Annotated in this window: 19 protein-coding genes; 6 read left to right on the top strand and 13 right to left on the bottom strand. The window is 38.4% G+C overall.

The genetic code is table 11. The annotated features are described in order from the left end of the window. The first annotated feature begins 199 nt into the window (after window positions 1–199). Complete coding sequence (gene dapC, locus OO007_RS08350) at window positions 200–1,396, top strand: succinyldiaminopimelate transaminase (RefSeq protein ID WP_325808460.1); 1,197 nt, start codon at window positions 200–202, stop codon at window positions 1,394–1,396. Window positions 1,397–1,537: 141 nt separating this feature from the next. Here the strand turns inward: dapC and OO007_RS08345 are convergent, their stop codons facing one another. Beyond that, on the bottom strand, window positions 1,538–2,437 hold the full coding sequence (locus OO007_RS08345; RefSeq protein WP_325808459.1) for a tetrahydrodipicolinate N-succinyltransferase N-terminal domain-containing protein: 900 nt from the start codon (window positions 2,435–2,437) through the stop codon (window positions 1,538–1,540). Window positions 2,438–2,599: 162 nt separating this feature from the next. On the opposite strand from OO007_RS08345, the gene ppnP reads away from it, so the two are divergent. Continuing rightward, complete coding sequence (gene ppnP, locus OO007_RS08340) at window positions 2,600–2,881, top strand: pyrimidine/purine nucleoside phosphorylase (RefSeq protein WP_325808458.1); 282 nt, start codon at window positions 2,600–2,602, stop codon at window positions 2,879–2,881. A gap of 130 nt (window positions 2,882–3,011) precedes the next feature. Here ppnP and OO007_RS08335 read toward each other — a convergent pair whose 3' ends face one another. The 9 genes from OO007_RS08335 to acnB all read right to left on the bottom strand — a co-directional run bounded on the left by OO007_RS08335 (window position 3,012) and on the right by acnB (window position 13,717). Then, complete coding sequence (locus tag OO007_RS08335; RefSeq protein ID WP_325808457.1) at window positions 3,012–3,611, bottom strand: histidine phosphatase family protein; 600 nt, start codon at window positions 3,609–3,611, stop codon at window positions 3,012–3,014. Window positions 3,612–3,714: 103 nt separating this feature from the next. After that, entirely contained in the window at window positions 3,715–4,191 is a 477-nt protein-coding gene (gene greA, locus OO007_RS08330; RefSeq protein ID WP_131905231.1) for a transcription elongation factor GreA, read from the bottom strand. Between the two features lie 61 nt (window positions 4,192–4,252). Continuing rightward, complete coding sequence (gene carB / locus OO007_RS08325; protein ID WP_325808456.1) at window positions 4,253–7,462, bottom strand: carbamoyl-phosphate synthase large subunit; 3,210 nt, start codon at window positions 7,460–7,462, stop codon at window positions 4,253–4,255. Further along, window positions 7,462–8,613, bottom strand: a complete 1,152-nt coding sequence (carA, locus tag OO007_RS08320) for a glutamine-hydrolyzing carbamoyl-phosphate synthase small subunit (protein WP_325808455.1) — start codon at window positions 8,611–8,613, stop codon at window positions 7,462–7,464. The genes carB and carA overlap by 1 nt, the downstream gene beginning before the upstream one ends. Window positions 8,614–8,812: 199 nt before the next feature. Further along, window positions 8,813–9,283, bottom strand: coding sequence for a hypothetical protein (locus tag OO007_RS08315; protein WP_325808454.1), 471 nt, complete (start codon window positions 9,281–9,283; stop codon window positions 8,813–8,815). Then, the gene (locus OO007_RS08310) at window positions 9,280–9,657 is read right to left on the bottom strand and encodes a VOC family protein (RefSeq protein ID WP_325808453.1); all 378 of its coding nucleotides are present in this window, start codon (window positions 9,655–9,657) and stop codon (window positions 9,280–9,282) included. Before OO007_RS08310 ends, OO007_RS08315 begins: the two co-directional genes overlap by 4 nt. Before the next feature lie 52 nt (window positions 9,658–9,709). Further along, a complete protein-coding gene (locus OO007_RS08305; RefSeq protein WP_325808452.1) occupies window positions 9,710–10,474 on the bottom strand; it encodes a TSUP family transporter in 765 nt (254 codons plus the stop codon). A gap of 58 nt (window positions 10,475–10,532) precedes the next feature. Then, window positions 10,533–10,910 carry a DUF4190 domain-containing protein gene (locus tag OO007_RS08300; RefSeq protein ID WP_325808451.1) on the bottom strand — a complete coding sequence of 126 codons (378 nt, stop codon included), beginning with the start codon at window positions 10,908–10,910 and terminating at the stop codon, window positions 10,533–10,535. Between the two features lie 209 nt (window positions 10,911–11,119). Further along, window positions 11,120–13,717 carry a bifunctional aconitate hydratase 2/2-methylisocitrate dehydratase gene (gene acnB, locus OO007_RS08295; RefSeq protein WP_325808450.1) on the bottom strand — a complete coding sequence of 866 codons (2,598 nt, stop codon included), beginning with the start codon at window positions 13,715–13,717 and terminating at the stop codon, window positions 11,120–11,122. Between the two features lie 94 nt (window positions 13,718–13,811). Here acnB and OO007_RS08290 point away from each other — a divergent pair, with 94 nt between their 5' ends. The 4 genes from OO007_RS08290 to OO007_RS08275 all read left to right on the top strand — a co-directional run bounded on the left by OO007_RS08290 (window position 13,812) and on the right by OO007_RS08275 (window position 18,801). Continuing rightward, a complete protein-coding gene (locus OO007_RS08290) occupies window positions 13,812–14,297 on the top strand; it encodes a paraquat-inducible protein A (RefSeq protein ID WP_131905237.1) in 486 nt (161 codons plus the stop codon). A 225-nt stretch (window positions 14,298–14,522) separates the two neighbouring features. Beyond that, window positions 14,523–16,469 (top strand): OmpA family protein, encoded by a 1,947-nt coding sequence (locus OO007_RS08285; protein WP_325808449.1) that lies wholly within the window; start codon window positions 14,523–14,525, stop codon window positions 16,467–16,469. A gap of 60 nt (window positions 16,470–16,529) precedes the next feature. Further along, a complete protein-coding gene (locus OO007_RS08280) occupies window positions 16,530–17,981 on the top strand; it encodes a helix-hairpin-helix domain-containing protein (protein WP_325808448.1) in 1,452 nt (483 codons plus the stop codon). A gap of 127 nt (window positions 17,982–18,108) precedes the next feature. Next, window positions 18,109–18,801 carry a hypothetical protein gene (locus OO007_RS08275; protein ID WP_325808447.1) on the top strand — a complete coding sequence of 231 codons (693 nt, stop codon included), beginning with the start codon at window positions 18,109–18,111 and terminating at the stop codon, window positions 18,799–18,801. Between the two features lie 163 nt (window positions 18,802–18,964). Here OO007_RS08275 and clpA read toward each other — a convergent pair whose 3' ends face one another. From clpA to icd, 3 genes are all read right to left on the bottom strand, one after another. Then, window positions 18,965–21,259: an ATP-dependent Clp protease ATP-binding subunit ClpA gene (gene clpA, locus OO007_RS08270; RefSeq protein WP_325808446.1), complete on the bottom strand. Its 2,295-nt coding sequence runs from the start codon at window positions 21,257–21,259 to the stop codon at window positions 18,965–18,967. A 55-nt stretch (window positions 21,260–21,314) separates the two neighbouring features. Further along, window positions 21,315–21,659 carry an ATP-dependent Clp protease adapter ClpS gene (gene clpS, locus OO007_RS08265; protein WP_131906125.1) on the bottom strand — a complete coding sequence of 115 codons (345 nt, stop codon included), beginning with the start codon at window positions 21,657–21,659 and terminating at the stop codon, window positions 21,315–21,317. 92 nt (window positions 21,660–21,751) lie between these two features. Next, window positions 21,752–23,008, bottom strand: a complete 1,257-nt coding sequence (icd, locus tag OO007_RS08260) for an NADP-dependent isocitrate dehydrogenase (protein WP_325808445.1) — start codon at window positions 23,006–23,008, stop codon at window positions 21,752–21,754. Window positions 23,009–23,055 lie beyond the last annotated feature (47 nt).

Here is a 23,055-nt window from a genome sequence, read left to right as displayed (position 1 = left end):
CATCAATTAATTTTAAATACAGATGATTAAAAGTTAAGTTTCTAATAATCATATTAATAATATTAATGATGCACCCCCCTACTTATAGACCATATCTTGTAACTTATTTATTTAAAAACTCTATTTACCACTAACACGTGAATATCCTATCAATTAACAATATACTCAGTAGCCCGATAAATAGTCCTAATATTTTGCGATGAATCCTAATTTAAATCAATTACACCCTTATCCTTTTCAAAAAATTGCAGAGCTCTATCAAGGTGTAGAACCAGCAACAAAAGACCTAATATCTTTTGCTATTGGAGAACCAAAACATAAGACGCCGGATATTATACTAGAAGCTGTTCAACAAAACCTATCTGGTTTTTCAAATTATCCATTAACGGCTGGTTCTCCTGAACTCAGAGAGTCAATTAAACACTGGTTGATACAACGATTTAATCTTGGTCAAAGCAATATAACAGAAGATAAAAATATTCTACCCGTTAATGGCACACGCGAAGCATTATTTGCATTCGCTCAGGCAGTGGTGGATAACACAAAACCTAATGCCTCAATTTTGATGCCTAACCCCTTTTATCAAATTTACGAGGGTGCAGCTTTTCTCTCTGGCGCTAAACCGGTGTTCTTGTCGTGCACCAAAGAAACAAATTTCTCACCTGATTTTTCTAAGGTCACTCCTGCGCAATGGGATGATTGTCAGTTACTGTATTTATGTAGCCCGGGAAATCCAACAGGATCAGTTGTTGATGCTGATCAAATCATGCAATTAATCGAATTAGCTGAAAAGCATGATTTTATTATTGCCAGTGATGAGTGTTATTCGGAAATCTATTTTGATGAAGAAAAGCCACCTGTCGGTTTGTTAGAAGTTGCTGCGACAATGGGTAATCATGACTTTAAACGATGCGTGGTTTTCCATAGTCTTTCGAAACGCTCCAATGCGCCCGGCTTACGATCTGGATTCGTCGCTGGTGATGCTGAGATCTTAAAGCAGTTTTTATTGTTTCGTACCTATCACGGGTGTGCGATGTCTCAACCGATTCAAATGGCGAGTATTGCAGCGTGGAATGATGAAAAACATGTTAGAGAAAATAGAGATCAATACCGTTTGAAATTTGATGCGGTTTTAGATGTTTTGGATGATGTACTTGAGGTAGATAAACCTGAAGCGGGCTTTTATCTTTGGCCTGATGTGCAAATGAATGATGAAATATTCACAAGAGATGTTTATGCGCAGCAAAACCTCAAAGTCGTTCCGGGCAGTTATTTGGCTCGAAGCGTCGATGGTGTAAATCCGGGTGAAAACAGAATTAGAATGGCATTAGTGGCAACGATTGAAGAATGCATAGAAGGCGCAGAACGTTTACGTGCTTTTATCAAGTCTCAATAATGAAATCATCTATCTGAAGATATTCCAAACATTAAAAAAGCGCTCTATATGAGCGCTTTTTTTTGTAGAAAAGGTGCTTCTTTCATCAGAGTAAATAAAAAGGCACCCCCCTACTTTGAGGCAGTTTTTTTAGCCAGATATTTAATCGTTGCTATGCAGGCTACTGTTTAATCCACCCCATACTGAAGAATCACTGGTAATCGCTTCTACCGCTCCTGTTTGGCTGTTTCTTCTGAATAATAAGCCAGATTGTCCTGTTAAATCGCGTGCTGAGACAATTTCACCATCAGGTGTTTTTACTTTTGTACCCGCTGTCAGATACAAACCAGATTCTACAATACAGTCATCACCTAAAGAGATACCTAAGCCTGCATTCGCGCCTAACAGGTTACGTTTACCCATAGAGACAACTTGCTTGCCGCCACCCGATAAAGTTCCCATGATGGATGCACCACCGCCAATGTCTGAATTTTCACCAACAATAACACCGGCGCTGATTCTGCCTTCAACCATGGAGTCACCCAGCGTACCTGCATTGAAGTTAACAAAACCTTCGTGCATTACTGTAGTACCAGAAGCTAGATGCGCGCCTAGGCGAATACGGTCAGCGTTACCAATGCGTACACCTTCCGGAATCACATAATCTGTCATGCGAGGGAATTTATCGATAGAGGTGACGCTAAGTTGGTGATTTTCTTCCGCGATTAAACTGCGTAGGTTTTCTACTTCGCCTGGAAGAACAGGACCAGCTGATGTCCATGCAACATTCGCCAATAAGCCAAACACACCGTCTAGATTTAAACTGTTTGGTTTAACCTGACATTCTGATAATAGATGTAAGCGCAAATAGGCTTCTTCTACAGATTTAGGTGCGTCATCCAATGATTTAATTTCAACTTCTACAAAATCACTTTTCAATAGGCCAACTTTTAAAGCCAGACAGCTTCTAGCTATTTCTTTATTGGCACGTGGAAACCATGTGTCGATTGTTTTGCCGCTTGCTGCATCGGTATATCGATGCCCTATTCGTTTAATTGTCATGTAATGCTCGCTGTGTAAAATGTGAAAGAGTTAAAAATAAACTGCGCAAAGTATACAGTTTGTTGAGTTAAACGTGGATAGATTTAGATAAATTCTCTGGTTTAAATATTGATTCTGATAAACTATAGAGTCATTTTTATTGTGATCAAAAGAGAAATAAGTATGTTAGATGTAAATGAATATTTTGATGGAAAAGTTAAATCAATCGCTTATCAAACAGAGATACTTCCTGCTTCTGTTGGTGTCATGTCAGTCGGAGAATATGTGTTTAATACAGCAGACAAAGAGACAATGACGATAATAACAGGCGCTTTGGAAATAACGTTTAAAGATGCAAGTGAGTCTCAGGTATTTAGTGCAGGTGAATCCTTTAATGTTGAAGCGAATAGTTCTTTTGACGTCGTGGTGAAGCAGGAAACAGCTTATCTTTGTACTTATGGCTAAAGAAACCAGTAGAAAGATGATCGTTAAGCTGTATCTGTTAAGGCACTTTAAAAAAAAGTGCCTGTAAGTAGGGGGGTGTAGTTATAGATATTTATGTTAATAGCAAAAAAGTTGTTATTAACATCAGATGTTAGCCGTGTTTAATCAGACACCCTTTTTCACCCACTTCATCGTGGTAAATGTGTAGGCGTGAGAAGCACGCGTAATCGACATTTAAACGAAACAGATTTTCATCTTGCATACCTAGAATATACATAATGATTAATCGAATCGGGCCTGTGTCGCTAACAAATAAAATGCGTTTGCCTTGATTGTTTTCGATAATGTTTTTGAAGTATGCCAAAACGCGCGATTGAAATACGTGAAAGTCTTCACCCTCAGGTGGTGATACTCTAGTGGGTGATTGCCACCATGCGTTAAGAAGCTCTCCTTCCTCTTTCATGATCTGTTCCGGACACAAGCCTTCCCAATGTCCAAAATCCATTTCATTCAAACTATCATCGACTTCTAGATCAATATCATCTTCTTCTGCGATGAGTTGTGCGAATTCCTGGCAACGCTCTAGAGAAGCAGAGACAATTAAATCCCATTTGCCTTTATTATCGAGGGCTTTTACCATTTGCTGCCAACCGGCATCGGTAAGCGTATCGTTAGTGCTGCCGCAGAATACGGCATCATTTTCCACTTCGCCATGACGAAGTAAATCTATTATTGTTGTTGTGGGTGTCATTAATTAAAGCCTGTTAAATAATAAGAGATACATTTCGTATCTCTTATTATTTTAATTAAAACGTGAATGCGTTTTGATAAATCAAAAGACTCACTAAAATTGTTTAAATATATTTAATATCTACAATTTCGTATTCACGTATTCCCGCAGGTGCTTTAACGGTTGCCACATCGCCTTCTTCTTTTCCAATCAATGCTCTGGCGATTGGTGAAGACACAGCGATAAGATTTAATTTAATATCAGCTTCAACATCACCGACGATTTGATAGGTGACAGTTTCTTCTGTATCAAGGTCTTCAAGTTCAACAGTTGCACCAAAAACTACTCTACCTTCGACACCTAAATTGGTGACATCAATAATCTGAGCGGTAGAAAGAACGGATTCCAATTCTTGAATGCGTCCTTCTGCAAAGCTCTGTTGCTCTCTAGCAGCATGGTATTCTGCATTTTCTTTTAAGTCACCGTGTTCTCTGGCTGTAGCTATTGCTTCAACGATTTGAGGACGGGTAATCGTTTTAAGAACATTCAGTTCTTCTTTTAAACGATCAGCACCTACACTTGTAATTGGTGGTCTATCCATGAGGTAATTCCTTTGTACTTTATTTCTTAGTGTTGTTAAGTAAGACGATTACATTATTGATCTAGTGCAAGTCTTGTAGTTTATAAACTTGCTCTTGGTCATCATGAGTCATTGCCTGACATAGCGCCCAGGCCCCTGTGATAGTGGTGGCATAGGTAACTTTACCTTGCAATGCTTCACGTCTGATCTCAAATGAATCTTCAATCGCCTTTTTACCTTCGGTGGTATTTACAATTAAATTAACTTGTTCATTTTTAACCAAATCAACAATGTTAGGGCGTCCTTCTCTTACTTTGTTAATTTGTTCGCATTCAAAACCAGCTTCTTTTAACGCACGTGCAGTACCACGAGTGGCAACAAGTTTGAACTCAAGATCCTGTAAAAGTTTCGCAACTTCTAGCACTGCTTCACGATCATTTTCTCTCACACTTAAAAAGGCTGTTCCGCCCTGTTTAGGGAAATCGATACTGGCCGCGTGCTGTGATTTGCCAAAGGCTTCTGCAAAGGTTTTACCAACACCCATAACTTCGCCCGTTGATTTCATTTCAGGGCCAAGAATAGGATCTACACCAGGGAACTTGATAAACGGGAATACAGCTTCTTTAACTGAAAAATGCGTAGGTATTATTTCTTCTCTCATGCCTTGCTCATCAAGTGATGTGCCTGCCATGCAACGTGCTGCAACTTTGGCTAGAGGTCGTCCTGTGGCCTTAGAAACATAAGGAACTGTTCTAGATGCTCTAGGGTTTACTTCAAGAACGTATACATCGTGATCTTTGATCGCGAATTGTACATTCATTAAGCCTACAACATTTAAGGCTAAAGCCATTTTGCGTGATTGCTCACGTAGCTCGTCCTGAATTTCTTCACTCAATGAATAAGGAGGCAATGAACATGCTGAATCACCAGAGTGAACACCCGCTTGTTCTATGTGCTGCATGATGCCGCCAATAAGCACATTCTCGCCATCACAAATTGCATCTACATCCACTTCAATAGCATCATCCAGGAAGCGATCGAGTAATACCGGAGAATCATTAGACGCCTGAACAGCATCTCGCATATAAGTGCGTAAATCATCTTCGTTGTGGACTATTTCCATTGCTCTACCACCAAGAACATAAGATGGTCTAACAACAAGTGGGTAACCTACTTCACTTGCGAGCCTTACGCCCTCTTCTGTGCTTCTGGCCGTTCTGTTTGGTGGTTGCTTAAGACCTAGTTTCTCAATCATTTGCTGGAAACGCTCACGGTCTTCAGCCAAATCGATAGAGTCTGGGCTTGTACCAATAATTGGAGTTCCGTTCGCTTCTAGTGCTTCAGCGAGTTTTAGAGGTGTTTGCCCACCGTATTGTACGATGACGCCCTTAGGTTTCTCTAAGTCTACGATTTCAAGCACGTCTTCCAGAGTTAGTGGTTCAAAATATAAACGGTCTGAGGTATCGTAATCGGTAGAAACGGTTTCAGGGTTACAGTTAACCATGATCGTTTCATAGCCATCTTCTCGCATTGCCAAAGCTGCGTGAACACAGCAGTAATCAAACTCAATACCTTGGCCGATTCGATTAGGTCCGCCACCCAATACCATGATTTTATCTTTATCACTTGGCTTGGCTTCACATTCTTCGTCGTAGCTAGAATACATATATGCAGTATCTGTAGAGAATTCTGCTGCACAGGTATCTACTCTTTTGTAGATTGGTCTCACACCTAATTTTTGACGTAGTTTGCGTATTTCTTTTTCTTTAGCGTTTAACACAGTGGCCAAACGTCTATCGCCAAAACCTTTGCGTTTCAGGTCGAACATTTCATCTTTGCCAATACTGCTCGGTAAACGACCTTTGAGTGAGTTTTCTAACTCAATAAGTTCTTCAATTTGACTTAAGAACCATGGATCAATTGCAGTAAGGTCGAACAACTCTTCCAGACTCATGCCATAACGGAAGCCATCTCCGACATAAAGGATACGTTCTGGGCCAGCTGCGATTAATTCACGGCGTAATTCGTCGATTGCATTTTCATCAGTAAGGTCAACTTTCTCATCTAAGCCATCTATGCCGGTTTCTAAACCGCGCAGTGCTTTCTGGAAAGATTCCTGGAAGGTACGGCCAATCGCCATCACTTCACCCACTGATTTCATTTGTGTGGTTAAACGTGAATCTGCTTTCGGGAATTTTTCAAATGTGAATCTAGGAATTTTGGTTACAACATAATCTATCGTTGGCTCAAATGATGCTGGTGTTGCACCACCGGTAATATCATTTTTCAACTCGTCTAAAGTAAATCCAACCGCTAGTTTCGCCGCTATTTTAGCAATAGGGAAACCTGTAGCTTTAGATGCAAGTGCAGATGAACGAGAAACACGTGGATTCATCTCGATGATCACCATACGTCCATCTTTAGGATTGATTGAGAACTGGACATTAGAGCCGCCAGTTTCAACACCAATTTTACGAAGTACCGCTAGAGATGCGTTACGTAATATCTGGTATTCCTTGTCTGTTAATGTCTGTGCAGGTGCAACCGTTATTGAGTCACCAGTATGAATTCCCATTGGGTCAAGGTTTTCGATAGAACAGATGATGATACAGTTATCAGCCTGGTCACGAACAACCTCCATCTCGTATTCTTTCCAGCCCAATAGAGACTCTTCTAATAAAACTTCAGTTGTTGGCGAAAGGTCTAAGCCACGTGCCACAATTTCTTCAAATTCTTCGAGGTTGTAAGCTATTCCACCACCAGAACCACCCATGGTGAATGATGGTCTACAGATAGTAGGGAAACCTAATCCTGATTGGACTTGACGTGCTTCTTCCATGCTGTGCGCAACACCAGAGCGTGCTGATGCCAGACCGATATCTTCCATGGCAACACGGAATTTTTCGCGGTCTTCAGCCATATCAATAGCTTCTTTTTTCGCTCCAATCATTTCTATGCCGTACTCTGCAAGTACACCATGCTTGTCTAGATCTAATGCGCAATTCAATGCGGTTTGGCCGCCCATGGTTGGGAGCAAAACATCTGGTCTTTCTTTTTCTATGATTTTAGCAACTGTTTTCCATTGAATGGGCTCAATATAAATTGCATCAGCCATTTCCGGGTCAGTCATAATCGTAGCAGGATTAGAATTCACCAGAATTACGCGGTAACCTTCTTCACGAAGGGCTTTACAGGCTTGAGCGCCTGAATAGTCAAACTCACACGCTTGACCAATAACGATAGGGCCAGCACCAATTATTAAGATGCTTTTTATGTCGGTACGCTTAGGCATTATTTGGCCTCCTTCATTAAAGCAATAAAATCATCAAAAATCGGGGCTATGTCATGTGGACCAGGGCTCGCTTCTGGATGTCCCTGAAAACTATATGCTGGGCAATCCGTGCGCTTAACACCTTGTAAACTGCCGTCAAACAATGATCTGTGCGTTGTTTTTAATGTTGCTGGTAATGTGTCTTCATCAACAGCGAATCCATGATTCTGACTGGTAATCATTACTTTTTTACTTTCTAAATCTTGTACCGGATGATTTGCGCCGTGATGACCAAATTTCATTTTGACTGTTGAAGCCCCGCTTGCAAGACCTAATAATTGATGACCTAAACAGATTCCAAAAGTAGGTATTTTCTTGTCTAGAACTGTTTTAATCGCTTCAATTGCATAATCACAAGGCTCTGGATCACCAGGGCCATTAGATAGGAACACACCGTCAGGATTCATCGCTAATACATCTTCCGCTGAAGTTTGCGCAGGGACAACTTTAACAAAGCAGCCTCTGTCAACGAGCATGCGTAGGATGTTTTTCTTGATTCCATAATCATAAGCTACAACAAAATGGTCAGCCGATGATTTATCTATGGTCACATTATCTTCTGGTTCTAAATTCCAGGTGCCTTCAGTCCAGTCGTATGATTCTTTTGTTGAAACCACTTTTGCCAGATCGGCACCTTTCAAACCAGGAAATGAATTAATTTGTTGTTTGGCTGATTCGATTTCTTCCTGAGTTGCAGCTCCTTCGATACCACCTATGATACAGCCTCGCTGCGCACCTTTTTCACGTAATATACGTGTCAGTCTGCGGGTATCTATATCGGCTATGGCAACTACTTGTTTGCGTTTTAAATAGTCAGGTAATGATTCTTCTGAGCGCCAGTTACTGACTAAACGAGGAACGTCTTTTACTATCAGTCCAGTAGCAAAGATGGTATCGGCTTCTTCGTCTTCTTTGTTTATGCCGGTGTTACCGATATGGGGATAGGTTAATGTAACCATTTGACTTGCATAAGATGGATCAGTCAATATTTCTTGATATCCAGTCATAGCAGTATTAAAAACCACTTCTCCGACATTGCTACCATCGTAACCTATAGACTTGCCATGAAATTCATTTCCATCTTCAAGAATTAGGATTGCCTTCTTATCCAAGCTGCCTCCATTTCGCTTTGTACTAAAGATATGGGGTTTTCAATAACACAAAGCTGTAAATTGCTTACACACAAAACGGGATGGTGCTCCATGCAGAACAACATCCCGATTAAATTCAAAAATATATTGTTGGGTATTCTACTCGAAAAGAATTACGAGTGTCTACGTAGCAGATCGAATCAATAGGTGTATTTGGGTATTATTTTGAAAATAATTTTCCGAGCCAGCGTTTAGGTTGATTTTCAGGCCTATCTTTTACTTGTAAGTTCTGAGGTTTAGATTTAGTTATTGTCCATTTTGGTACAAGTGGAGTTTTGGCAATGCTGCAAGATGAACCTAGACTCTTTGGGTCAAAAACCTTAATAAAATTAGGCTTTTCTAGATCATCCGCATACACAATTCCGCAATAGTCTTCCTTGTGTTCTGCTCTCAATGACAGATCTATCTTTTCGATATAAGTAATAAAATCTTTCTGTAGCATGGGCTTTTCTGGAACTGTTTTATCTGTTTCATAGATGTACCATTCTTCGTCTGGGTCGGTCTTTATCACATCCCAAATATGATCGAGTTGATGCCATTTTAGAACACCGTAAAATTTGCTTTTAAAAAGCGCCAAAAAATCAGTTCCACCTTCCTGATTTTTATCTTGTGATGATAGATTCTTGCTCATTGCAAAATCTCCAGGGTATTGCCATCAGGGTCTCGAACAAAAAGTGCTTTACGCCCTGATTTACTCATGGTGAATACAATCCCATGATCATTAAGACGCTGCTGTATGGTCGATAGATCTCTGACTCTAAAGGCAGCATGCCGATCTCGACCACCATGCTCAGGTCGTTCTAATGGATCGTGATTTTTAACCAATAATAAATGTATTTGTTGAAGATGGTTGATGGTAAGCCAGAATCCATCAAAAGATAAATCAGGGCGTGAATCATCAACTCTTAAACCTAAAACGTCCTCATAAAAACGTCTTGATTTTTCAAGGTTTGAAATAACAAAACTAATATGGTCTATTGCTAAAAAGTTGTCTTTTGCTGTCATATTTATACTAAGAACGAATATAGTAGGAAATAATATAGTGAGATTGATGTTATCAGAATATATGTTTGATTAAGCCTATGCCTGAAATAACAATGAGCGAGGCACCCAATACACGATGGAACATATTACTATCGGTATTAATGAAATAGTCGTGCACTCGTAAGCCAATATAATGACCTATCGCCACAAAAGGAATCAATACCAAGCTAAATTGCCATTGCAACTCAACGTCATAAACAACAAATGCGGTCATTTTAAAAGCGACTAAAATTATCCAGATTACAAACAATGTTTCACGTAATTGTATTTTATTGACATAACGAGCTACTACCGCAACTATCAAGGGAGCACCTGTCAAAGATGTGCCGCTGATATAACCACCAAGCGTCAGCAAAGCAACATCTACTGCTTTTGACTGACTTCGTATCGTGTAATTTAATAACCACGTAGCACCATAAAAAAGCGTGATACTGAACACTATTATAATCAGCCAGTAATTCGGCAGGCTTAAAAGCCCAATGAGTCCTAATATTTTCGGAACTATGATGATAGACATGGACTTTGCAACAACAGGCCAATTTACATTCTGTATTCTGCTGACAATAGTAAATGAGGTGAACAATAATAAATGTGTGCCGATAATAGGCAAGAATACTAACGGCTGATCATCGACTAATAACAGTAATGGTAAGCCTAAAGCAGCACCACCAAAACCGATTCCAGTTCTTACAAACCCAGTCCAGATAAAAATGGCAGCGATCGCCATAAACTGAAATGCTGATAAATCGTTATTAAGAAAGGTATTTAATATATCCATTTATAAAGGCACCCCCCTACTTTGGGGCACTTTTTATTAGTGTACTTTTTTATTGATATCAATGTTGCATGCCTTGTTGAACACCTTCGTTAAAACCTTCAGATAGTGACTCTTTGAAACCTGGTATTTCCATGACCATATAGATGATAGCAAAGATAAACAGCAACGATAGAATGAGAAATAGATAACTGAGTATTAACCCAGTAATTGCCATTCCTTTGCCTTCGTAATCCATAGGTGCTTTTTTAATTTTAGACAGTGCCATGTGGCCGGTAATCACACCAGGAATTGCTGTTAATACAGATAAGAAGATTGATAACAATCCCAAAATTAATGATGCAATTGCCAAACTATTATTTTTTACTGGCGCATAAGTAACTTGCTCATGTGTTGTAGCCTTAGGTGCAACACCATAAGGGTTGTTTTGTTTATCCATAATAATATGCCTTAGTGGCTCCTGAAATACTTTACGTTTAGATCATCGTGAAAATAATAATAAGTCGATTATGAAATACTTTACATATAAAAATTACCCATAAAAAAAGGCATTCCATTTCTGGAATACCTCTTTTTATTCTTATAACGCTCTTTAACTGTTAGTTACAATCAAAAAGCGTTAACAGCATCGAAATGTAAATCGATAGATTATGCTGCTACCACTGGAATATCCAGTAATTTACCTTCACCAATTTTCGCAGACGCTTGATATGACTCAATTTCGTTGAAGTTTAGGTAACGATAAATATCAGCAGACATAGTATCTAACTCTTTAGCATACTCCATGTACTCTTCAGTAGTAGGAATTCTGCCTATTAAAGCAGCGACTGATGCTAGTTCCGCTGAGCTAAGGTAAACATTTGCACCATCACCCAAACGATTAGGGAAGTTACGTGTTGACGTAGAAACAACCGTCGAACCAGGAGCTACTCGAGCCTGATTACCCATACACAATGAACAGCCCGGCATTTCTGTACGTGCACCAGCATTACCGAAGATGCTGTAGTAACCCTCTTCCATCAACTGATGTTCATCCATTTTAGTCGGTGGAACAATCCACATACGTGTAGGAACAGTTTTTCCTGCTTTTTGTAGTAATTTACCCGCTGCACGGAAGTGACCGATATTTGTCATACAAGAACCCAGGAAGACTTCATCTACCTTAGCGCCTGCAACTTCTGACAAGGTTTTCACATCATCAGGGTCATTTGGACAAGCCAGGATAGGCTCTTTGATTTCAGACATATTGATTTCAAATACTTTTGCGTATTCTGCATCTTCGTCAGCTTCCATTAATTCTGGATTTGCTAGCCATTCTTCCATCGCCGTAATACGACGTCCGATAGTACGAATATCACCGTAACCTTCAGAGATCATCCACTTCAACATGGTGATGTTAGAGGTTAGGTATTCTGCGATAGACTCTTTGCCTAACTTAATAGAACAACCACCCGCTGAACGCTCTGCAGATGCATCTGATAATTCAAAAGCTTGCTCCACTTTTAGATCTGGTAAACCTTCGATTTCAAGAATACGACCACTGAAGATATTCTTTTTACCTTCTTTCTCAACCGTTAAATCACCAGACTTAATCGCCGCAAGCGGAATTGCGTTAACCATGTCACGTAAAGTGATGCCTGGTTGCATTTCACCTGTGAAACGAACCAACACTGATTCAGGCATATCTAATGGCATAACACCTGTCGCTGCAGCAAATGCTACAAGACCAGATCCAGCAGGGAAAGAAATACCTAATGGGAAACGTGTATGTGAATCACCACCTGTACCAACAGTATCAGGAAGTAACATACGGTTTAACCAGGAATGAATAATACCGTCGCCTGCACGTAATGAAACACCACCACGATTCATAATGAAATCTGGTAGGTTGTGCTGTGTGTCGATATCAACTGGCTTAGGATAAGCTGCTGTGTGACAGAATGACTGCATGGTTAAATCTGCAGAGAAGCCAAGACAAGCTAGATCTTTAAGCTCATCACGAGTCATTGGACCTGTAGTATCTTGCGAACCTACCGTTGTCATTTTTGGTTCACAGTATTGCTCTGGACGAACGCCTGGTAAACCACATGCTTTACCAACCATTTTCTGCGCTAAGGTATAACCTTTAGTTGAAGAAGCTGGCTCGTCTGGTTTAGCAAATACATCAGAAGGCTCTAAGCCTAGTGCTTCTCTTGCGCGTGCTGTTAAACCACGGCCAATAATAAGAGGGATACGACCATTTGCACGAACTTCATCGGGTAAAACTGGTGTGTTTAATTCAAATTCTGCAATGACTTCATCTGTTCCAGAACGTTTTACAACACCTTCGTATGGATAAACGTCAATTACATCGCCCATTTCCATTTTTGAAACATCCATTTCAATTGGTAATGCGCCTGAATCTTCCATCGTGTTAAAGAATATCGGTGCAATTTTATTACCGAAACAGTAACCACCTTCACGTTTATTAGGAATAAACGGAATATCATCACCCATAGTCCATAAGACTGAGTTAGTCGCTGATTTACGTGATGAGCCTGTACCTACTACGTCACCTACATAAGCAACAGGATGACCTTTAGCTTTTAGCTCTTCGATTGTCTCTAATGGCTTATCAACAAAGTTAGGACGTGGCATTTTTAACATGGCTAATGCATGTAAAGGGATATCAGGTCGTGACCAGGCATCAGGTGCAGGTGAAAGGTCATCAGTATTTGTTTCGCCCGGCACTTTAAATACAGTTACGGTAACTTTTTCCGCTAGTTTCTCTTTAGAAGTAAACCATTCTGCGTCAGCCCAGGATTGCATGATTTGTTTAGCATAATCATTACCAGCATCAGCCAAATCTTTAACATCATAAAATGCATCAAACATTAATAGTGTTTTTGATAATGCTTCAACAGCCAACGGTGCTAATTTGTCATTGCTTAAGCAATCGATAAGAGGCTTTATGTTGTAACCACCTAACATTGTTCCTAATAACTGTGTTGCTTTTAAATCATCGATTAATGGAGAAGAAGCTTCTCCCGTTGTTATTGCCGCTAAAAAGCCAGCTTTAACGTATGCCGCCTGGTCTACGCCAGCAGGAACACGATTAGTAATAAGATCTAATAATTCTTCTTCTGTGCCGCTTTCTGGTTTTTTTAGTAGTTCTACTAATTCAGCGGTTTGTTCTGCACTTAGAGGCAAAGGTGGAATTCCCTGCTCAGCGCGTTCTGCGACATGTTGGTGGTAAGCGTTTAACACATTAATTTCCTCAAAACTTGAAAAACAGTAGATAATCATCATCTATAGAAGCATGTGTGGCAAGTATAAGTTTTAAATCATGGGTATTAAATGAATGAAATCTATCATAAGAAATTTTCCTAGGCAGGGAATAATAATAAATTTACTACTCATGGCTGCTTTGACTTGTCTTGTTGTAGGTGTCTCAGCACCATTACTGACTCTAGAAAAAATGTATTTCTTTGAAAACACAGTTTCCTTACTTTCTACGATTAAAGGTCTTTATTTACAACAAGAATGGTTTTTATTTTATGTCATCGCTATTTTCAGTTTATGTATACCTGCTATAAAAATAGCTAGCTTGGTATTAATTACTAATATGCAGTTTGAAAAAGGCTCATTTCTAGATAAAACATTACAAATTATAGAAACGTTTGGTAAGTGGTCAATGCTCGATGTGTTTGTTGTAGCGCTCTTATTAGTGTCTGTAAAATTAGGTGTTTTAGCCAAAGTCGATGTGCACTATGGTTTATATGTTTTCGCATCTTCGGTTCTGTTAACCATGGGTATTAGTTTCTGGATACATAAGCTATCAAAGTAAAAAAATTGCTAAAAGTAGATACAGATAAATTACTCATGCCACTTATCATTTAATATTCAGTTTTAATCAGAATATCTTTCACAAAAAAGCATCAATAAGGATATAAATAGCCTGTGCAGTTATAGATGCAAACTGTACATCACCAGATACTGACTGTTCATGGAATCTTTAGCGCAAAGATAAGGGTGAATTTGTACTGGATTTGTAGTTAATGGATTATTCTTTATGAAGAAAAGTACAAATAAATTTTATATTTTGCTAACGGTGATTGCGACTTCATTGTGGTTTTTAGGAAGCTGGTGGCATTACACCTGCAATATAAAAAATACTTGTGGTTCAAACTCTACCGAAACTCTAGCGACAACTCCTAAACAAGAAACAACTCCTGAAAACAAATCAAATATCTCTGCTAATCAAGTAGTAGATACCGATTCTGATGGCTTAAGCGATGAGGAAGAAAAGTTATTAGGTACCGACCCCCTACTCTTAGATACCGATAAAGATAGCATTCCTGATAATGAAGAAATTGGCGCATCTGTCTCAGCACCTTTAGATACAGATTCAGATGGAATAATAGATGCCTTAGATGACGATGATGATAATGATGGTATTAAAACCTCTGTCGAAGAAAAAATAGGTACCAGCTCATTACGTCAGGACACTGATGATGATGGGATCAGTGATTTTAAAGAAGTAGGCAAAAATCCTGAAAATCCTAAAGATACTGACCTTGATGGAATCATAAATGCCCTAGATGCAGATGACGATGATGATTCAATCAGCACCAGTAATGAAACTTTACTGGGGACTAACTCCCTACTACTGGATACTGACGGTGACGGTATATCTGATTCAAAGGAAATAGGTGAAAATCTTGATCTCCCAACTGATACTGATAAAGATGGTATTATAGATGCACTTGATACCGAAGAAGAAACTGATCAAGACGGTGATGGATTAAGCGACTCTTTAGAAGCAAAACTAAATACCGATCCTAAAAAAGTCGATACAGATGGCGACGGAATAAGTGACTCAGTTGAAATAGGTGCGAATATAGAAACTCCCCTAGATTCGGATCTAGATGGAATAATCGATGCTATCGATGCTGTCGATGATACTGATACAGATAATGATACGATTAGTGATGTCTTGGAAAAGAAGCTAGGCAGCAATCCTGAGAAAGCAGATTCAGATAATGATGGCATTAATGATAATGAAGAAATTGGTAAAAATATTAACAATCCTTTAGATACAGATTCTGATGGTGTTCTTAATATTAATGACAAAGATGATGACAATGACAAACTAATTACACGTTATGAAATTACAATAGGCACCAATCCTCTGTCTAATGATACTGATAGCGATGGGCTAAAAGACAATGAAGAAGTCAGAAGCCCTGAAGGCAATGAATTACAGGATACTGATGGTGATAAATTGATTAATCCTGTTGATCCAGACGATGATAATGATGGAATATCAACCGCACAGGAACTAAGGCATGGTACAGATCCTTTAAAAACTGACACAGATGGCGATGGGAAATCAGATGCTGAGGAATACGGTAGTAATTTTGATCAACCTGTAGATTTAGATGGAAATGGAATAATCGATGCATTGCAGGCATTAGAAACAAACAAAGAAAGTATTGTTAAAAAAGATGAGCCAAAATTAGTACAAGATGAGTCAACTAATAAAACTAATGTTGGAAAGAATCCTACTAGTAAAGAGGGTGTTGAATCAGTTGAGCCATTAGCCGAAATATCCACTAAAACTGATACACAAAACCTGGATTTGGAATACACCAATCTAGATACTGAAAGCGATTTTAAATCTGCGCGATTATATTTCCCTTTCTATTCGGCAGAGCCTAAATATAGTGAAGAAGCTTCAAAATATTTTGATGAAGTTGTTGAGTGGATGAATAAACGTCCGGAAAATTTAATCACACTAATAGGACATACAGATAATATCGGCTCGGATAAGGCTAATCTAGCATTAGGTATAAAAAGAGTCATGGTTATTCGTGAGATGCTAATTAGCAAAGGTGCACCAATTGCTCAGATAGATATTATTTCCCGTGGTGAGTTTGAGCCTATCAAAGACAATAATACCGAACAAGGTCGATTGCTAAATAGACGTGTAGAAATTATTCCAAGTCAAAAGAAGTAGAACGATTCGTAAGTTTTAAAATTTAAACACTAGATAGTTAAAACGTATTAAGGAAAAATTATGTTTAACAACGATGTAACCAAAAACTATAACAACCAGGATGCGACAGGCGAGATTTTGGTTATGCTTGTGGGTGCTTTTTTACTTGGGTGCCTTCTTTGCTGGTTATTCAAAAAATTATTTAGTGAGAATGATGGTGCCGTTCATAGTAGTAATTCGTCAAACTTAAGCGCAAACAATTATAAACAGTCGATAGTTTCACCAAAAGTCGAAGAGCCAAAATATGTGCCACAGACTACTGGTGAAGTTAGAATAATCAAAAGTAATGATGATAGGATTTATTCTAAGCCTAGAATAGATGAGCTTACTAAAATCAGTGGCATCACGCCCGAAGTTCAAACCATATTAAAGCAGGAAGGAGTTAATTCTTTTACTGATTTAAGGGATATAAAAAGAGAAACTCTACAGTCTCTTCAAGAAAGACTTGTAACTAACAATACGAATAGGAAAGAAATTGAAACATGGCCACATCAAGCCAGTTTAGCTTCGAAAGGTGACTGGAATAAACTAAAAGAGTATCAAGCTTTTATTTCCAGATCACAAAAAGCCTCACTCCATGTAAATACCGTGCCTCCAATAAAACCATCTGATGATTTAAAGGTAATAGAAGGTATCGGTCCAAGAATAGAAGAAATTTTATATTCAAAAGGTATAACCACGTTTCAACAACTAAGTAACTCTGATACAGATGTTTTGAAGAGCTATATTGTTGAAGCAGACAGTCGATTTAACAAGAACGAAACAGAATCTTGGCCACATCAGGCAGCAATGGCTGAAAAAGGACAATGGGAAGAGTTGAATATTTACCAGGAGTTTATGCACTCTGAAACAACTATAAATACCGATGCTGTTACATCTTCTGATAACTCGTCTACGAAAAATACAGCTCAAGAGGTTGCTAATAACGATGATATAAAAGACTACGATGATCTAAAGAAAATTGAAGGAATAGGACCTAAAATTGAAGAACTATTAAATAAAAGTGGTATATATACCTTTAGTCAACTACACAACTCTAATCAAGAACGACTGAAAAGTATTCTAGCAGAAGCGGGGAATCCGTATAGTATGCATAGCCCTGAAACCTGGCCCCATCAAGCAGGTATGGCGCATAATAATGACTGGAAAGGATTAACGGATTACCAAAAGTCTCTTCAAGATAATAGCACTGAACCATCAGTGGACGTAGTTATCATTACTAAGGATGATTTAAAGAAAATTGAGGGTATTGGCCCTAAAATCCAGGAATTGCTAGGAAAATCAGGAATACATACATTTAAAGATTTATCTGAGCAGCAAAGGGATACTCTTAAAAATCTATTAGATGAAGGTGGCCCTCAATATAGAGTCCATGAACCAGAGAGTTGGCCACAACAGGCCAAACTAGCTAGTGAAGGCAAATGGGATGAGTTACAAAAATTTCAGGATGAATTAATTGGCGGGCGAAAGTAATAGCCACTCATCTCCAATAAAGTGACGTTTGATTGTTTAATCTGAGCAACAATACATACAAGGTAGTTATAAAGTTATTTAGCTAAAAACTGAAGTATATTCATTCTTTTGAAGGTTGATTCATAAGATGAAAAAAGAACTCTATACACATTTTGTTTATTTAAGTAATTTTTATAAGACTACTGAATTAAAGATATCTTCGAGTAATTATCTGGAGATAAATGAAATTTCTTTGTTTGGATCTGTTCATAAAAAAATAGATTTAACAGACACATTCCTTAAAACGAAAAATACTCTGCCTAATAAAAAATTTATCTTAATTGTTGCATTATTATTTATTAGCGCTATTAGTGCATTCTCCTTATCACAATTTAATCTAAACAATAAAACAGTATCTTTAGTTCTGTTATTAGCCTCCGCGTCAATCATACTAACTACTGTTTTTCATTTAATAACATATAGTTCTAAAAGAAGACATTCGCTTATTAAGTCATCCAGTGATGAGTTGCTTTATAAATTTGATTTTGATTTGGAGTCTTCATCTAATAGTGAGGAACTTAACGTTTTTACTGTTGAATTACAAAAAAGAATCTCGGGAAATGATGCACTAGACACTTATGTAGATATCTCCCCTAAGTGCAGTAACACAGAAGAACAATATAATAATCTGCTATATCATTTGGAATGTTTATATAACTCTGGTGTTATAGACGATACAACGTTCGATAGAATTGATTCGAACATTAATGAGAAGCTATACCCAAACTTATATAAAGACCCTAGACACGTTGCCGAAGTAATATATCTTTATAATAAGTAAGAGCAAATAGGTCGAGAATAATGACCACCTTATACAGATAAATATTAAATTATATCTAATCTTAGAAAAAATAAAATTCAGAATACAAAAAAGCCAAAGTGAAATACTTTGGCTTTTTTGTGTGTCAACATCTCTCATCGAGATGTTAATGACTGTTTTAGTCTTATGCTGGGACTGCCTTAGATTCAAATGTTAATTTCAAATCATCAGCCTTCTCGGTTATTCTAACAGTACCACCATCTTTACTTAACGTTCCGAATAGTATTTCATCAGCTAGACCGCGCTTAATTTTCTCCTGGATGAGTCTTTCCATAGGACGAGCTCCCATAACAGGATCATGACCAGTTTTTGCTAACCAGCGCTTAGCTTTATCATCGACAATAAGCGTAACTTTTTTGTCATGTAATTGTGCCTCTAGTTTTATGAGGAACTTGTCAACGATAGAAATAATCACATTCTCATCCAAAGGCTTGAATTGAATGACGCCGTCAAGTCTATTCCTAAACTCAGGTGTAAACACTCCTTCGATAGCCTTCATGGTATCTAAAGAATGATCTTGTTTAGTGAATCCCATAGAGCTACGACTGATGTTCTCAGCTCCAGCATTACTGGTCATAACTAGTATTACATTTCTAAAGTCTACTTTACGTCCTGTACTGTCTGTTAAGAATCCATTATCCATAACTTGCAATAAAAGATTAAAAACATCTGGATGTGCTTTTTCTATTTCATCCAGTAACAACACAGCATGTGGGTTCTTGTTAACAGCATCTGTTAATAATCCACCATCATCAAACCCAACATATCCTGGAGGAGCACCAATTAAACGTGAAACAGTATGTCGCTCCATATACTCAGACATGTCAAAGCGAAGTAATTCAATTCCCAAGTTTTCAGCCAGTTGATTAGTTACTTCTGTTTTACCAACACCAGTAGGTCCAGCAAAAACAAACGATCCAATCGGTTTAGAGTCATCACGCAATCCTGAACGTGACATCTTTACTGCAGTAACTAATTGGTCAATGGCCATATCTTGACCAAAAACAACACGCTTCAAATTAAGATCTAAGTTTCTAAGTACTTCCATATCAGTACTAGATACAGTCTTAGGAGGTATGCGCGCAATCTTTGCTACTATCGCTTCAACATCTCTAACTGTAATTTTCTTTTTACGCGTTGATTTTGGTTGTAGCTGTCTATTAGCACCCGCCTCGTCAATAACGTCTATAGCTTTATCAGGGAGAAATCGATCTGTGATATATCTCTCAGAAAGCTTTACAGCTGACTCTAAAGCAGGAATGGTATAGGTAACACCATGGTGCTCTTCAAATCGTGATTTTAAGCCTTTGAGAATCTTGACTGTTTCGTTAACACTAGGCTCTTTAATATCAATTTTCTGGAAACGACGGGATAATGCTCTCTCTTTTTCAAAAATACTGTGATATTCCTGAAAAGTTGTAGAACCTATGCATTTAAGTTCGCCAGTTGCGAGCATTGGCTTTAACAAGTTAGACGCATCCATCGTGCCACCAGAGGTAGCACCCGCTCCTATCATGATATGAATTTCATCAATAAACAGAATCGCATGCTCTTCTTTCTTGATTTGAGTAAGAACACCTTTTAAACGCTTCTCGAAATCACCTCTATATTTAGTACCTGCAACTATCGCTCCTAAATCTAAAGAGTAAATGATTGCTTCTTCTAAAACTTCTGGTACTTCTTTATCTACGATGCGTTTAGCTAAGCCTTCAGCGATGGCAGTTTTACCAACACCGGATTCACCAACAAGTAGTGGGTTGTTTTTTCTGCGGCGACAAAGAACCTGTACTGTTCTCTCTACTTCTAGTTCACGACCAATCAAAGGGTCTATCTTTCCTTCAATAGCTTGTTGATTAAGGTTTGTAGCGAACTTTTCTAGAGGGCTCTCTTGAACTTCTTCAGACTCTTGGTCTGTGTCCTGGTTTATATCAGAATCTTCTGATGAGCTATTCGTTTCATCTAAGCTAAAATCTGAAAGCATTGCTTCATCTTTGCGAATATCATGAGACACATAATTCACTAAATCCAGGCGAGACATATCCTGTCTTGCTAAATAATAAACCGCATGAGATTCAGGCTCACCAAAAATAGCGACTAAGATATTTTCTCCACTAACCTCACCTTTACCAGTAGCTTGTACATGGTATACCGCTCTTTGAATAACTCGCTGAAAGCCTAAAGTAGGCTGAGTTTCACGTTTATCTTCGGCTGTAAGTAGGGGGGTGCTTTCTTCAATATAGCTTTCTAGTTCTGTTTGTAAAATAGGTATATCTATACCACAAGCCCTTAAAGCTTTTCCAGCCGAAGGGTTTGTCGTCATTGATAATAATAGATGTTCCACTGTTACAAATTCATGGTGCTTGTCACGCGCATCCCTGAATAATTTATTTATAGAATATTCAACTTCAGTACTTAACATCTGTATCTCCTTACATTAGCCCTTTTTACAACTGTACATTCTCTATAGTTCGTCACTAAGCTTGTTCCATAGTGCAAAGTAAAGGATGCTCATGCTCTCTAGCAAACTCATTTACCATGACAACTTTAGTTTCTGCAATGTCTTTAGAATAAACGCCACATACACCTTTCCCCTTAGTATGAACATTCAGCATAATTCGAGTAGCTGCTTCTTCATCGAGGTTGAAAAACTGTCGTAAGATTTCTACGACAAATTCCATCGGTGTAAAATCATCATTTACAAGTATAACCATATATCGTTTAGGTTCGGCTACTTCTGGGCGGGATTCTTGCACCACCAAACCTGACTCATGGTCAATATCATCATCTGAATGGTTTACTATTACATTCCTGCTTATCATGTATTGATTTGTTAACTGTTTAGCTGGCATTTCTTTGTTCTCTTACTCTCACTTTTTGTTCTCTGTTGACGATCAAAATAATAATCAAGAATTTACATATGAGAAATCATTTGATCACCAAACTCTGAACAACTTACTTCTGTTGCATCATCCATTTGAGAGGAGAAATCAAAAGTAACTTTTTTGGCTGCGATTGCTCCGGATAATGCTTTAACGATTAAGTCTGCTGCTTCAACCCATCCAATATGTCTTAACATCATTTCAGCAGATAAAATAATGGAACCTGGGTTTGCTTTATTAAGACCAGCAATTGGTGGCGCAGTTCCATGTGTAGCTTCAAATAATGCAATCGTATCTGACATGTTTGCACCAGGCGCGATACCTATACCACCAACCTGAGCTGCTAATGCATCAGAAATATAATCACCGTTTAAATTAAGTGTGGCGATAACATCATAATCTTCCGGGTGAAGTAATATGTTTTGTAAAAAAGCATCAGCGATGACGTCTTTGACGATAATCTCATTACCTGTTTTAGGGTTCTTAAATGAAAGCCATGGACCACCGTTTAATTCGGTTGCGCCAAATTCATTTTTAGCTAATTCATAACCCCATTGTTTAAAGCCGCCCTCAGTAAACTTCATGATATTGCCTTTATGAACCAGGGTCATACTTGGTTTGTCATTATCAATGGCATATTGAAGAGCTTTTCGAACCAATCTCTCTGTTCCCTCTTTTGAAACTGGCTTTACACCAATACCAGAAGTCTCAGGAAAACGAATTTTGGTTACACCCATTTCATTCTGTAAAAAGTCGATGATTTTTTTCGCTTCTGGGGTGCCACTTTCCCACTCAATGCCAGCATAAATATCTTCAGAGTTTTCTCTAAAAATAACCATATCCGTTTTTTCAGGCTCACGTACAGGGCTTGGTGTTCCATCGTAGTAGCGAATTGGTCGTAAACAATTATATAAATCCAATTCCTGTCTTAGTGTTACATTGAGAGATCGAATACCTCCACCTACTGGTGTTGTTAGAGGACCTTTGAGGGACACAACATAATCTTTAATAGCGTGCATGGTTTCTTCTGGCATCCAGACATCTGCACCATAGACTTTAGTGGCTTTCTCTCCGGCAAAGATTTCCATCCACTGGATTTCTTTTGAGCCACCATAAGATTTTTCAACAGCAGCATTGATAACTTTCTTCATCACTGGAGTAATATCTATACCAATACCATCCCCTTCTATATACGGAACTATTGGCTTATCCGGAACATTTAACGAGAAGTCACTGTTAGTTGTTATCTTTGATCCTGACTCAGGGATATTTATATGTTGGTAATTCATCTAAGTACAAATTTCTCCGTATTTTTATTAAAAGATTATGTGGCTAT

Origin of the sequence: Cocleimonas sp. KMM 6892 (assembly GCF_035798195.1) — a bacterium.
Lineage (GTDB): Bacteria > Pseudomonadota > Gammaproteobacteria > Thiotrichales > Thiotrichaceae > Cocleimonas > Cocleimonas flava.
The sequence above is the reverse complement of the archived record's forward strand: the minus strand, read 5'-3'. Positions and strand labels throughout refer to the sequence as shown.

What these genes read in the sequence shown, in the direction of transcription:
- dapC (WP_325808460.1), top strand. Translation starts at nt 200, where the DNA reads ATGAATCCTAATTTAAATCAATTACACCCTTATCCTTTTCAAAAAATT.
- OO007_RS08345 (WP_325808459.1), bottom strand. Translation starts at nt 2,437, where the DNA reads ATGACAATTAAACGAATAGGGCATCGATATACCGATGCAGCAAGCGGC.
- ppnP (WP_325808458.1), top strand. Translation starts at nt 2,600, where the DNA reads ATGTTAGATGTAAATGAATATTTTGATGGAAAAGTTAAATCAATCGCT.
- OO007_RS08335 (WP_325808457.1), bottom strand. Translation starts at nt 3,611, where the DNA reads ATGACACCCACAACAACAATAATAGATTTACTTCGTCATGGCGAAGTG.
- greA (WP_131905231.1), bottom strand. Translation starts at nt 4,191, where the DNA reads ATGGATAGACCACCAATTACAAGTGTAGGTGCTGATCGTTTAAAAGAA.
- carB (WP_325808456.1), bottom strand. Translation starts at nt 7,462, where the DNA reads ATGCCTAAGCGTACCGACATAAAAAGCATCTTAATAATTGGTGCTGGC.
- OO007_RS08315 (WP_325808454.1), bottom strand. Translation starts at nt 9,283, where the DNA reads ATGAGCAAGAATCTATCATCACAAGATAAAAATCAGGAAGGTGGAACT.
- OO007_RS08310 (WP_325808453.1), bottom strand. Translation starts at nt 9,657, where the DNA reads ATGACAGCAAAAGACAACTTTTTAGCAATAGACCATATTAGTTTTGTT.
- OO007_RS08305 (WP_325808452.1), bottom strand. Translation starts at nt 10,474, where the DNA reads ATGGATATATTAAATACCTTTCTTAATAACGATTTATCAGCATTTCAG.
- OO007_RS08300 (WP_325808451.1), bottom strand. Translation starts at nt 10,910, where the DNA reads ATGGATAAACAAAACAACCCTTATGGTGTTGCACCTAAGGCTACAACA.
- OO007_RS08290 (WP_131905237.1), top strand. Translation starts at nt 13,812, where the DNA reads ATGAAATCTATCATAAGAAATTTTCCTAGGCAGGGAATAATAATAAAT.
- OO007_RS08285 (WP_325808449.1), top strand. Translation starts at nt 14,523, where the DNA reads ATGAAGAAAAGTACAAATAAATTTTATATTTTGCTAACGGTGATTGCG.
- OO007_RS08280 (WP_325808448.1), top strand. Translation starts at nt 16,530, where the DNA reads ATGTTTAACAACGATGTAACCAAAAACTATAACAACCAGGATGCGACA.
- OO007_RS08275 (WP_325808447.1), top strand. Translation starts at nt 18,109, where the DNA reads ATGAAAAAAGAACTCTATACACATTTTGTTTATTTAAGTAATTTTTAT.
- clpA (WP_325808446.1), bottom strand. Translation starts at nt 21,259, where the DNA reads ATGTTAAGTACTGAAGTTGAATATTCTATAAATAAATTATTCAGGGAT.
- clpS (WP_131906125.1), bottom strand. Translation starts at nt 21,659, where the DNA reads ATGATAAGCAGGAATGTAATAGTAAACCATTCAGATGATGATATTGAC.
- icd (WP_325808445.1), bottom strand. Translation starts at nt 23,008, where the DNA reads ATGAATTACCAACATATAAATATCCCTGAGTCAGGATCAAAGATAACA.